Annotated in this window: 11 protein-coding genes and 1 tRNA gene; 8 read left to right on the forward strand and 4 right to left on the reverse strand. The window is 33.5% G+C overall.

The genetic code is table 11. The annotated features are described in order from the left end of the window. Positions 1 to 45: 45 nt before the first annotated feature. The 4 genes from LY01_RS14045 to LY01_RS14060 are packed head-to-tail and all read right to left on the reverse strand — an operon-like array spanning position 46 to position 3,168. Positions 46 to 309 carry a hypothetical protein gene (locus LY01_RS14045; protein ID WP_104516650.1) on the reverse strand — a complete coding sequence of 88 codons (264 nt, stop codon included), beginning with the start codon at positions 307 to 309 and terminating at the stop codon, positions 46 to 48. A 1-nt stretch (position 310) separates the two neighbouring features. Continuing rightward, a complete protein-coding gene (locus LY01_RS14050) occupies positions 311 to 1,330 on the reverse strand; it encodes a formimidoylglutamase (RefSeq protein WP_104516651.1) in 1,020 nt (339 codons plus the stop codon). Positions 1,331 to 1,335: 5 nt separating this feature from the next. Beyond that, positions 1,336 to 2,586, reverse strand: a complete 1,251-nt coding sequence (gene hutI, locus LY01_RS14055; protein ID WP_104516652.1) for an imidazolonepropionase — start codon at positions 2,584 to 2,586, stop codon at positions 1,336 to 1,338. Positions 2,587 to 2,604: 18 nt separating this feature from the next. Then, a complete protein-coding gene (locus tag LY01_RS14060; protein ID WP_104516653.1) occupies positions 2,605 to 3,168 on the reverse strand; it encodes a hypothetical protein in 564 nt (187 codons plus the stop codon). Positions 3,169 to 3,300: 132 nt separating this feature from the next. Between LY01_RS14060 and LY01_RS14065 the strand changes: the two genes are divergently transcribed. The 8 genes from LY01_RS14065 to LY01_RS14100 all read left to right on the forward strand — a co-directional run bounded on the left by LY01_RS14065 (position 3,301) and on the right by LY01_RS14100 (position 13,435). Beyond that, positions 3,301 to 4,458 carry a trans-sulfuration enzyme family protein gene (locus LY01_RS14065; RefSeq protein WP_104516654.1) on the forward strand — a complete coding sequence of 386 codons (1,158 nt, stop codon included), beginning with the start codon at positions 3,301 to 3,303 and terminating at the stop codon, positions 4,456 to 4,458. 1 nt (position 4,459) lies between these two features. Then, positions 4,460 to 5,176, forward strand: coding sequence for a bacillithiol biosynthesis deacetylase BshB1 (gene bshB1, locus LY01_RS14070; RefSeq protein WP_104516655.1), 717 nt, complete (start codon positions 4,460 to 4,462; stop codon positions 5,174 to 5,176). Between the two features lie 116 nt (positions 5,177 to 5,292). Further along, positions 5,293 to 5,368 (forward strand) — tRNA-His (locus tag LY01_RS14075). A 708-nt stretch (positions 5,369 to 6,076) separates the two neighbouring features. Then, entirely contained in the window at positions 6,077 to 6,919 is an 843-nt protein-coding gene (locus tag LY01_RS14080) for a M57 family metalloprotease (protein ID WP_245890754.1), read from the forward strand. A gap of 288 nt (positions 6,920 to 7,207) precedes the next feature. Beyond that, positions 7,208 to 7,711 carry a GbsR/MarR family transcriptional regulator gene (locus LY01_RS14085; protein ID WP_104516657.1) on the forward strand — a complete coding sequence of 168 codons (504 nt, stop codon included), beginning with the start codon at positions 7,208 to 7,210 and terminating at the stop codon, positions 7,709 to 7,711. Positions 7,712 to 7,723: 12 nt separating this feature from the next. Continuing rightward, positions 7,724 to 8,851, forward strand: coding sequence for an efflux RND transporter periplasmic adaptor subunit (locus LY01_RS14090; RefSeq protein WP_104516658.1), 1,128 nt, complete (start codon positions 7,724 to 7,726; stop codon positions 8,849 to 8,851). A 22-nt stretch (positions 8,852 to 8,873) separates the two neighbouring features. After that, positions 8,874 to 12,011, forward strand: coding sequence for an efflux RND transporter permease subunit (locus LY01_RS14095; protein WP_104516659.1), 3,138 nt, complete (start codon positions 8,874 to 8,876; stop codon positions 12,009 to 12,011). A gap of 5 nt (positions 12,012 to 12,016) precedes the next feature. Beyond that, complete coding sequence (locus LY01_RS14100; protein WP_104516660.1) at positions 12,017 to 13,435, forward strand: efflux transporter outer membrane subunit; 1,419 nt, start codon at positions 12,017 to 12,019, stop codon at positions 13,433 to 13,435. Positions 13,436 to 13,482 lie beyond the last annotated feature (47 nt).

Below are 13,482 nucleotides of genomic sequence, written 5' to 3' on the forward strand. Positions count from 1 at the left end.
TCTAACTTATTCAAGAAGCGCAATTCAAAAAATTGCGCTTCTTATCTATTGTTTTAGTATAAAGTAAACAGCTATATATAAAAGTATGCCGACTATAAGCGCTATTATAGAACGCCATATATATTTCTTCTTTAAATCCTCGAGCAGCAACACACCTAATTCTGAAGATCTATCTCTCCTCTCCATCTTTTGAAACTCTTTTCTAAAAGACGACAGATTCCTTAAAACATAAAGCAACCAGAAAACAATTAAAAAAACCGGTAAAAACATAAACTGCCATTCTTCAATAAGCGTAGTAGATTGCATCATATTATGGAAGATCATTAACTAGAGTAGCAAGTGCTTTACCTACCTGATTTGGGTAACCATACTTAGGCGCAGCCTCACAAATATGAATGTATCTAGGTAATCGATTTGATTGTTTAATTATTTCATTAATCAAATTTCTCATTTCCTGAAAAGAATACCCCACAGGTGATTGTGCACTAGATGGAAAATTTGCAACGGCATCCATGTCTACTTCTAGAGCAAAATAATCAGAATCTATATGCTGTAACGCCATTTTTACTTCTGCATTCACATCCACATATTGATGATTAAACTTACTGTAATCGATAACATCATTCTTACTAATTAGATCAATCATGGGCTGGCTCAAATAATTCTCTTGAATCCCTATCATAAAATAAGATTTCAAATATCCTTCTTGAATCGCGTGACTAAAACCGTTACCACTATGCCTTCCTTTTGCTGCTCTCAAATCTGTATGTGCATCTATATTGATACAGTCTATAGGTCTTGTATAACCAAATGCTCTCAATAAGGGATAACAATTATTATGTCCTCCACCTATCACCACTGGTATTTTACCAGCTTCTATAATTTTTAATGCAATTTCACTCACACGTTGATCCAGCACCTGTACAAGGTGACTTAATTGTATCCTATTATCATGTAGGGAAGAATCTAGACCAGCAGCTCGTGACATAAGATCTTCGGTAATTACATTTCCTAAAACGCAAAATCTATTCACAGCATTTAAAGATGTATTCTGTAAACCTAGAAAGGAATTTAAAAAAGAAGACCATGCCTCACTCGCTCCTGCTCTACCTAAATTTGCTCGCACTCCTATATCTTCAGGTATTCCTATTATAATATAAGTAGCTTTTAAATCAGCTAGATTTTCTAAATCATCACTGATTTCTATTTCTTGGGCATAAGTTCTAGAAGTATCTTCTAATTCAGAAACACCTTCTTCATTAAGGTCAAATCGCTTAGAAACATATTGATCTAAATTTTCTCTGGTAAATAACTCAAAATGCGACTTCATAGACTTTAAATAAATTCACCATCAACAACAACCTGATCAATAATCACCTGACCAAAGTTATAAGGTAGAGCAGCAATACCATCTATATTTTTAAATACCATTAAATTAGCTCTTTTGCCTATCGTTATACTACCCAACTCATCATGAACTTCTAGCGCATGTGCTGCATTTACAGTCAGCGCATTAAAAGCACGTTGTGGTGTCATTCTCATTTTAATACAAGCAAGAGAAAAAACAAAGTTCAAATTACCTGATGGTGTACTACCAGGGTTATAATCACTCGCAAGAGAAACAGCTACATTTTGATCAATCATTTCATTCACTGGAGCATAATCTAACCCTAAGAAAAATGAACAACTAGGTAAAGCTGTGGCAATAGTCTTTGCCCCAGATAACGCAGTAAAGTCTTCATTTCCCATTACTTCTAGATGGTCTACACTTACCGCACCTGCTTTAACAGCTGCATCTATAGCACCTAATGATGTGAACTGATTCACATGTACCTTAGATTTAAGACCATAAGCACTACCTGCTTCTATAATACGCAACATTTCATCTACAGTAAAATAATTCTTTTCACAAAACACATCTACATAATCTGCCAGTTGCTCCTCAGCTATTTTAGGCAGCATTTCTTCAATTATCAACTTAATATATCCTTCACGATTTTCTTTGTACTTGACCGGAAAAGCGTGTGCTCCCAAGAATGTAGCTTTAATAGGTATGATACAATTATTACTAGTACCACTTTTTTTCAATCGTGATATAACTCTTAAAATTTTTAATTCGCTTTCTACACTTAAGCCATAACCACTTTTAATCTCTATAGCAGTTGTTCCTTGCGCCACTACATTATCCAGCCTCAGGCGTGCTTGTTCATAAAGCTCATCTTCCGTCATTTTCTCTAACGATGCAGCACTATTTAAAATCCCTCCACCACGAGCAGCTATTTCTTCATAAGTAAGACCATGGATTCTATCCTCAAATTCTCGCTCGCGTGTAGCTGCAAAAACTAAATGGGTATGACTATCGACATATCCAGGTGTGATGATTTTATCCGTACAATCATAAACCTCTTCTGCAGGATGTGGTAAAAAGTCGTCCATGCTCCCATAATCCTTAATTAAACCATCTTCTAGCCATAAATAAGCATTTTTAATAGACGGTAAATCATCCATCTCTTTCCCTCGTAAAGGTTCATTGGTATGTTCCCTTACTTGTAATAGTTCTTTTATATTGGTAAATAGTATACTCATATTTAAAAAATTAACTTATTAAAAATTAAATTTTGATTTAATTTTTTTCCAAATGGAATTATCATTCTTTGCAGTTTTTTTGATTTCGATATATTTTTTTATTTTATCGAATTCAAAATATCTTGTTTCACCTTGATAAATCGATGATTCAAATGCTCCCACTATTTTCTGATCATCTTCAAATACTGCAGACACACCATAGATGGAATTTAAATTTTTTATTTCAATCAGTTCATAATTCATATTTAAAATGTAAAAAGCTGACCAATCAACTAACAAACATTCCTGATTATTTATCTTAGAAATAAAAATAACGTTATCCAGATTAATTTTTGATTTCAGAGAGTTAGAATCATTATCAATTACATAACCTATTCCTCCAGCAATTATTACAACTTTACCTTCATCTTGTTCTAAAATCGACCTAACTTCAGATTCGCCACATTCGAAACTACCTCTCCAAATAGAATGATCAGATTTTTGAAACTCCACCCACATATTAACTGGCATGATTCTTCCAAAATGATATTCAGGTGTAGAATCAGAAATTGGTACAACATTTAATTCTTCAGCATAACTCATTTTTAATTTCTTATAAAGATGTGAAGATAATTAACTCATTAAAAAAATACTATTATTATTTACTAGTTAGACAATTATATATTTCACTTTTAATTTACATTTAGCAAGAACTATCTTATTAATTTCGGCAACATGAAAGAAAAACACAACTATAACTACCTCTGTGTTCACGCAGGTCAGCTTAAAGATGACGTTTACGGTGGTGCAACTGCTCCTATATACACCTCAACTGCTTATGATTACCGCGGCGAGGGAACAAATTTATACCCACGATATTTCAATACGCCTAATCAGATCGCATTAGGTAAAAAAATGGCCGCTCTAGAAAATACTGAAGCTGGTATGATATTCGGTAGCGGTATGGCAGCTATCAGTGCCGTTTTCTTAGCGTTTCTTAAAACAGGTGATCACGTAATTATTCAACGTGCTATTTATGGTGGTACTGCACATTTCATATCAGCCGAATTTAAAAATCTCGGCATAGAGTACACCATGATAGAACATGTAGATCAACAGAGTTTAGATGCTAGCAAGCAGCCTAACACAAAAATGATCTATATGGAGACACCTAGTAATCCTTTGTTAGAAGTTACAGACATGGATTTGGTTTCCGCTTTCGCGAAAGCGAACTCCTTAACAAGTGTTATAGATAATACTTTTGCCTCACCTATTAACCAGAATCCTGCAGATTTTGGAATCGATATAATCATACATAGTGCTACTAAATATTTAGGCGGTCACAGCGATATTTGCGCCGGTACCGTTAGTTGCAGTCAGGTAAACATGGATAGAATATGGAATACTGCAAAAAATTATGGCGGTAGTTTAAGCGATCAAACTGTGTGGCTTTTAGAACGCAGCATAAAAACTCTTGCTTTGAGAGTTAAAAAACAATCCAAAAACGCTAAGAAAATTGCTAAGTTCTTAGAAAAACATCCAGATATTAAAACGGTTAATTATCCTGGTTTAAAATCTCATCCACAATATCAACTGGCCAAAAAGCAAATGAGAGCATTTGGTGGTATGATGTCTTTTGAGTTGAAAAACCATATAAATCAAACTGAGTTTTTAGAAAATCTCAACATTATATTCCCAGCACTTAGCCTTGCAGGTGTAGAAAGTACAATTCTAGCCCCTAGCACAACATCTCACAGTTTATTAACTCCACAAGAAAGGTCAGAACAAGGCATTTCAGATAAATTACTTAGGTTTTCTGTAGGTATTGAAGAGGTAGATATTCTTATTGAAGATTTAGAAGGAGCCATGGAAAAGAGTCGTAAAAAAAAATAATATGAAATTAGACATACTTGCCATAGGCGCACATCCAGATGATATAGAATTAAGCTGTTCTGGTGTACTACTTAAAGAACAGTCTTTAGGAAAAAAAACAGGAGTACTAGACCTAACAAGAGGTGAATTAGGCTCAAGAGGTAGCGCTGAAATAAGAGATCAAGAAGCTGCTGCTGCTGCAAAAACCCTTAAACTATCAGTTAGAGAAAATCTAGCCTTCAAAGATGGTTTCTTTACAAATGATGAAGCACACCAATTAGAGATTATCAAAATAATTAGAAAGTACCGTCCAGAAATCATACTCTGTAACGCTGTTAAAGACAGGCATCCTGATCATGCTAAAGGTTCTGAATTAACTAGTGTCAGCTGTTTTCTATCCGGATTAAAAAGAATAGAAACTACATTAGATGGTATAGCACAAGAACACTGGAGACCTAAGCATGTCTATCATTATATTCAGTGGTTAGATATAGAGCCTGATTTTGTAGTTGACATATCTGGATTCATGGATCAAAAAATGGCATCAGTTCAAGCTTATGGAACACAATTTTTTAATCCCAATGATAGTGGACCTAAAACACCTATCAACTCAAAGAACTTTTTAGATTCTATAATGTATCGCAGCGCAAATTTCGGTAGGCTTATAGGTACTGAATATGCAGAAGGCTTTACATCTGAAAGATATCCTGCAGTGAATAGTATTTTTGATTTGAAATAAATTTCAAAAAAAAACAAGAAATTCGTTCACAGTATTAAGAATTATATTAAATTTGCATCCGCTAAACGCGAGTGGTTGAATTCTAGAGTTCCACTTTAAAAAACTCACATTGATATGGTGGTTGTAGCTCAGTTGGTTAGAGCGCTGGTTTGTGGTGCCGGAAGTCGCGGGTTCGAATCCCGTCTTCCACCCTAAAAGGTCTTAGTTTTTACTAAGACCTTTTTTTATTTTATAGAATCTCAAACTATAACATTGTACTTCTACTCTATTAAAAAAATAAATTAGAACATAATACAGTTCTTTTATTGCTACATAAATACTCAGTGATTTATTATAAGATTCTTAATATTATCAGATAAACGTAAACTATCCTTAAAACAAAGTTACAAAGCAATAAAGTGCACAAATGATAATCAAAATAAGCACTATTTATTCTACATTAATTCATTGCCACCTCAATTCAATAAAATAACATTTGTTAAAATTTATTACATGTGGATCATATTTTCGTTTACAATAGGTATTTAAAATCGAACAAAACATACACTATTAAACCCCTTAAAACTTCCTATTAGAGCTTTATTGATAGAATTCTCGGTTCTAACCAACTTAATCCTACTAAATTAATAGGGAAATAAACTTAAATCTGTTAACCATCGATAAATTTTAACACACTTATCGATCGTATATTTTAAATCAAAAATGTATTTCATCGAAAAAAAACGACGTTTAAAAGTATAAAAAAAAACCTCTGATCCATGACTATCAATAGGAATATGATAATATTTACGTTAAATAAGACTATTTCAAGTTTTATTTAAATTTCTAGAATCATATGAAATTTCCTATACTTTTAAATCACCAAATAAATAATTTTTCAAACCCTTAAATCTTTTTATTATGAAAAAATCACTAATCAAACTTTCATTAATCGGACTAGCATCCTTTGCAATGCTATTTACTTCATGTGAACAAGATCAAGAAATCACAGTTGATCAAAAGGAAAGTACCTTAGAATTAGCTAAAAAACACGCTGAAGAAATAGGTTATAATCCAGACGATATTGACATCCGTGATTTTCACTATCCAGACGGTACCATTGAAAAAAGAATCTATATAGAAGATGACATCGCTCTATTAGAAGAACAGTTTTTTGCACTAGAACAAATTAACAGTTTCACAAAACAGTTCAGAACTAACAACCTTGTTACAGGTAATAACAGGACTATAGACATAGTAGGCTATACAGGTAATAATCAATACGGTCTTTCTAGCAAAGCTCAAACAGGTCTTAGATGGGCAGTAGCTAACTACAACAGACTTAACAATGTGACCCTAAATTTCAGATTAACTTTCGGAACTAATTTAAACAATGCAGATATGTATGTTTACGACACTTCGTTTAACACTTCTGATCAGGGTGGTGTTGCAGGTTTCCCTGATTCTAGCGGTAGACCTCATGATGCTATTCAAATTTACAACCTAGAAAGCTTTTCAACTAATGTAAATGAACACGTTATCACTCATGAAATAGGTCACTCTATAGGCTTTCGTCACAGTGATTGGTTTTCAAGACAGTCTTGTGGACAGAGTGGTGAGTCTGCAGGGTCTAATGGTGCAAACTACATCAGCGGTACTGTCAATGGATGGGACCCTACTAGTTTAATGAATGCTTGCTTCTCTGCTCAAAGTGATGGAGAATTTAATGCTAATGATAAAATTGCATTAGATCAAATGTACTAATCCAAAAATTATCATTCAATTAGCCTCAAGCTCGACCCTCACAGGTCGAGCTTTTTTAATTCCATTAATTCACATCCAATAAAACAATTTATCTATTTTCATCCTAATACTAATAACTTTAAGAGACATTTTTCAATAATCAACACTTCATTGACACTATGAAAAACCTTAAATAATCACACTAAATAACTTTTTTAACAATACCTTACATCTTAAAGGTTCGGTTTGTTCCGAACTTAATTAATACTTTTGTACCATAAATATTGAACTTATAAATAAGTTTTAAAAATGGAAAGTAACGTTTGTAAAAAAAGAATGGATTTAGTTGAGAAGCTAGGTGTACATTTAGAAGGTAGAGAACAACTTGCTCCTGTTGCGGCTCGCATCTTATCCTACATTATTCTAACTGGTAAAAAAGGAACCACATTTGAAGATATGGTACTTACACTTTGCGCTAGTAAAAGCACAGTTTCAACTCATTTGAATCATTTACAAGATTTAAATAAGATTAAATACTTCACTAAAACTGGCGATCGTAAAAAATATTTCGTGATTAATAAAGATACCATCATCCAACACATTGATAAAATGGTAAAACATTGGCGAGAGGAACGTGAAATTCATGAAGAAATAAAGGTGTACAAGGAATTACAAAACACCGATAAAATCGAAAATGAAGATGAAAAATTCGATTTGAGCTTTCATGATAATTATATCAACTTCATAGAAGATGCAAGCGCCTCTATACAAGCTTTAAGAAAAAAAATAACTGAAAATAAAATCAATATTTAAATACAAATAATAATGAAAAAGAATAATATATATTTTATACTAATGCTTAGTGTATTTTTCACATTAGCAGGTTGTGGTAGTAAAGAAGACCAAGCACCACCACAAGCACCACCTCCTAGCCTACCAATTACTACATTACAATTAAAGACAGTGACAGGCTACACGGATTACCCAGCAACTATAGAAGGTATAGTAAACAGTGATGTGAGAGCAAAAACATCTGGGTATATTGAAAAAGTATATGTAGATGAAGGTCAAAAAGTGCGTAAAGGCCAGTTATTATTTAAACTAGAGACACAATCTCTAAGTCAAGATGCTAGTGCTGCTAAAGCACGAATTAACGTTGCACAAGTAGAAGTTGATAAACTGATACCTCTTGTTGAGAAAAATATCATTAGCCCTGTGCAATTAGAAACAGCTAAAGCAAATCTTGCTCAAGCTAAAGCTAATTATAGTGGCGTTGCAGCAAATATTGGTTACGCAACAATAAAGAGTCCTATAGATGGATATGTAGGTTCCATTAACTTTAGGGAAGGGGCATTAATAAGCCCTAATGATGCAACAGCGTTAACTACAGTAAGCGAAATTGATCAAGTTTATGCTTTTTTTAGTTTTAACGAAGCTCAATACATAGATCATTTACAAAGATCTAAAGGAAAGAATAAAGAAGAACGTATTAAGAACTCACCTGACCTAAGCCTAATCTTAGCAAACGGAAAAGAATATTCTGAAAAAGGACGTATTCAAACTAGCACTGGGCAGATTAATCAAAATACAGGTACTATTCAAATAAGAGCAGCTTTTGCTAATCCTAATGAAATATTAACCAACGGTAATAGTGGTAAAATTAGATTCCCTATAGAATATAAAGATGCGATAGTAGTTCCGCAAAGTGCAACTTTTGAACAACAAGGAGATATTTTAATATTCAAACTAGGTAAAGACAATACAGTTTCCACTACTATCTTAAAAGTACAAGGTAGTGTAGACAATTTATACGTTGTTGAATCTGGCTTAGAGATTAATGATAAAATCGTTATTTCAGGCGCTAGTAAATTGAAAAATGGAATGACCATTTCTCCGGTGGAAACTTCTTTTGAAGAAGCTACTAAACCTGTACCAACCTTATTTAGAAATTAGATTATAACTAAACATATTTATCATGTTAAAAACATTTATTGAAAGACCAGTACTTTCAACAGTTATTTCTATAATCATAGTTTTGTTAGGTGCAATAAGCATCGGTACATTACCTATAGAAGAATATCCTGATATTGCTCCTCCTACTATAAAAGTAACAGCTAGTTACACAGGGGCAAATGCAGAAACCGTATTAGAAAGTGTAATCATACCGATAGAAGAACAAATCAACGGTGTAGAAGGTATGACCTACATCACATCAACTGCATCAAACAATGGTACAGCAGAAATCACTGTTTACTTTGATCAAGAAATCGACGCAGATATTGCAGCTGTTAACGTTCAAAACCGTGTTGCTAGAGCAACACCTTTATTGCCACAAGAGGTTACACAAACAGGTGTAATTACTCAAAAGCAAGAAACGAGTGCATTAATGTTTATATCAATGTATTCTGACAGTGAAAATTACGACGCTACTTTTATTCAGAATTATTTAAAGATTAATGTAATTCCTGCTATGCAACGTATTAGTGGTGTTGGTGATGTGTCTGTATTCTCACAACAAGATTATGCAATGCGCATCTGGTTAAACCCAGAAAAACTAGCTTCTTATAATTTAATTCCTTCTGATATTTCTGCTGTATTAGATGAACAGAATCTAGAAGCTGCCGCCGGTTCATTAGGTGAAAATAATGGAGCCTCATTTTCATATGCTTTAACTTATAGCGGTCGTTTTAAAGACGAAAGTCAATACAGTGATATTGTAATAAAAGCACTTGGAAATGGTGAGTTTTTAAGACTAAAAGATGTTGCAACCATAGAGTTAGATGCACAATCTTACTCTTCAAATGCAATGAGTTTAGGCCACCCTGCCGTTTTCATGGGAATCTTTCAAACTAAAGGTTCTAATGCACAAGAAATCATAGAAAACATAAAAATAACATTAGATGGGATTGAAAAAGATCTTCCTGATGGCTTAAATATTTTTGTACCTTATGATACTAGTTTATTTTTAAATGCATCCATTGAAAAAGTAATTCATACTTTACTAGAGGCATTTGTACTTGTTTTCTTAGTAGTTTTCTTATTCCTACAAGACTTTAGATCTACTCTAATTCCTGCGATTGCCGTACCAGTTTCAATAATAGGTACTTTCTTCTTCCTAAATATTTTTGGTTATTCAATTAACTTACTAACGCTATTTGCATTAGTACTAGCGATAGGTATTGTGGTAGATGACGCCATTGTTGTTGTAGAAGCGGTTCATGCTAAACTAGATGAAGGTGAAAAGAATCCTAAGAATGCTACTCTAACTGCGATGAATGAAATCTCAGGTGCCATTATATCGATCACATTGGTAATGGCTGCTGTATTTATTCCAGTAACGTTTATAACTGGTCCTACTGGAGTCTTTTATGAGCAATTTGGTGTTACTCTAATTATTGCAATTTTAATTTCTGCTGTTAATGCATTAACACTAAGTCCTGCTCTTTGTGCGCTATTATTAAAAGGCCACAATGAAGATGAAGAACTGAAAAGCAAAGGTCCTGTAAAACGTTTTTACGCTTTATTTAACCGTGGATTTAATGCTACTATAGAAAGGTATGGAAGATCAATTCAGTTCTTGTATAAAAAGAAAATCATATCTGGAATATTATTGATTATTGCTGTGGTTGGAATCTATTGGGCTGCAAACACTACACCTACTGGTTTTGTACCTAATGAAGATAGAGGTATAATCTTTGCCAATATTGAACTTCCTGCTGGAGCATCATTAGATAGAACAGATGCTGTTGCGAGACAATTGTATTCTAAAATTGAAGGTTTAGAAGGTATAGTAGGTGTTAACTTTATTAAAGGTAGAAGTATCATTAATGGTTCTGGTAGTAATTATGGTTTTGGAATTATTAAATTAGAAAACTGGAGTGATAGAGAAGATCCATCACTATCTGCTCAAGCTATTACTGGAAAACTATTTGGAATTTCAGCAAGTATACCTGAAGCAAATATCATTTTCTTCTCACCACCTAGTATTCGTGGGTTTGGTAATGCTTCTGGTTTTGAAGTAAATTTATTAGATAAATTTGGAGGTGAATTCAAAGACCTGGATCAAGCAAATAAAGATTTTGCTGCCGCGTTAATGCAACATCCAGAAGTGAAATATGCACAATCTGCATTTAGCACTAACTATCCACAATACGAAATGGAAGTTAATGTACCATTAGCTAAAGAAAAAGGAGTGTCTGTATCGAGTATATTTTCAACACTACAAGGTTATATAGGTGGTGTTTATGCCTCAGATTTTTCAAAATTCGGTAAACAATTCAGAGTATATATTCAGGCATTACCAGAAGATAGAGCTGATGTAAGTGCATTAAATAGCATGTATGTTAGAACGGACTCTGGCGAAATGACACCTATTACACAGTTTGTAAATTTAAAACGTGTTTATGGCCCACAGTCGGTAACTCGTTTCAACCTATTTAATTCTACAAGTATTACTGGTGCTACTAACGATGGCTTTAGTACAGGTGATGCCATTAGAGTTATTGAAGAAGAAGCTGCAAAATTACCGAGTAATTATACCATTGCTTATTCTGGTTTAACTCGTGAAGAGGTGAGCGTTGGAAGTCAGACAATATTCATATTCATATTAAGTATTGTATTTGTTTACTTCTTGCTTAGTGCACAATATGAAAGTTACTTATTACCATTTGCAGTCGTACTATCCCTACCTTTTGGAGTATTCGGAGCTTATATAAGTACTAAGTTGTTAGGACTGGAAAATAATATCTATTTTCAAATAGCATTAATTATGCTTATCGGTTTATTAGCTAAAAATGCCATACTTATTGTGGAGGTTGCGTTACAAAAACGTAGAAACGGTGAGTCTATAGTAGACGCAGCTATCGATGGAGCAAAATCTCGTTTACGTCCTATTCTAATGACATCATTTGCCTTTATACTCGGACTAATGCCTCTTGTACTAGCATCTGGAGTAGGATCAGAAGGAAATAAATCAATAGGTACTGGTGCAGTAGGTGGTTTACTTATAGGTACCCTAATAGGTGTATTTGTTATTCCTATCCTATTTATATTATTTCAATGGTTACAAGAAAAAATTTCTGGTCAACCACAGGTAAAAACTATTGAAGATTAAAAACTATGAAATTTAATATATCACATAGAATTGTAAATAAAGGAATCTTATTATTAATCATCTTGGTAACACTGCAAAGTTGTTTTGTTGCCAAGGATTATGTAAGACCTGAACTTACTAAAGAGACAGAGGCTCTTTATAGAACTGAAAACCTACCTTCAGATAGTGTCTCTATTGCAAATTTATCTTGGAAAACCTTGTTTAAAGATCCATACCTTCAACAGTATGTTGAAGATGGTCTTAAAAACAACATGGATGTACGTATAGCTATACAACAAATGATTGCCGCACAAGCTTATGCAAAACAAGGAAAAGCAGGGTTCTTGCCTACATTGAATGTGGGTCCTAATTACACGAGACAGGAGTTCTCTGAAAATAGCCAGTTTGGCTCTATTTTTAGTGGAGGGTTAGACACTTATGACGTTACTGCAAATTTATCTTGGGAAGCAGATATCTGGGGTAAAATAAGAAGTAATAAAAGAGCCACTCAAGCATCATATTTGCAAAGTGTTGCAGCTCATCAAGCAGTTAAGACCCAGCTTATATCTAGTATTGCAAATACTTACTATAACTTATTAGCTCTAGACGCTCAATTAGAAATAACTAAGAAGACTATTGAAACTAGACAAAGTGGTGTAGAAACTATAAAAGCATTAAAAGATGCTGGACAGGTAACGCAGGTTGCTGTAGATCAGAATATTGCACAATACAATAATGCAAGAGCTCTACAAGTAGATATTGAAACAGCTATTTTCAAAACTGAAAACATGCTTAGTATATTGCTAGGGAGATCACCTCAACATTTTGAAAGAAGCTCACTCGATCTTCAAAATCTAGAACAAGAAACCATGTTAGGTGTACCAGCTACATTGTTAAGCAATAGACCAGATGTAATGGCAGCAGAGTATAGTCTAATTCAATCTTTTGAGTTGACTAACGTAGCTAATAGTAGTTTCTACCCATCTTTAACATTAACTGCATCAGGAGGTTTACAAAGTTTACAGCTAGAAGATTTATTTAAAACTAATTCTTTATTTGCAAATATAATAGGAGGATTAACACAGCCTCTTTTAAACCAGCGTAAACTTAAAACTCAAAAAGAAGTAGCCCTAGCAAATCAAGAAAGCGCTCTTATTAATTTTAAGAAAACGCTATTGACTGCTGGTAATGAAGTATCAAATGCTTTATATAGTTATGAAAACGAGGTCAAAAAATTTGAGTTCAGAAAAAACGAAGTTGAGGCTTTGAGAACTGCCGAAACAAATTCTGAAGAGTTACTCAAAAATGGGTACGCTACCTATTTAGATTTATTAACAGCTAGAGAAAATGCCTTAACGGCAGAGCTTAATGTAATCGACAGTAAACTATTACAGCTTACATCTATAGTAGATCTATATGAAGCTCTGGGAGGTGGATGGAGATAATAACTACTAAGTGAGTAGTATATTTATTGTACTAGCAATAATATAAA

It is taken from the genome of Nonlabens xylanidelens (genome assembly GCF_002934445.1).
In the GTDB taxonomy this organism is placed as follows: domain Bacteria; phylum Bacteroidota; class Bacteroidia; order Flavobacteriales; family Flavobacteriaceae; genus Nonlabens; species Nonlabens xylanidelens.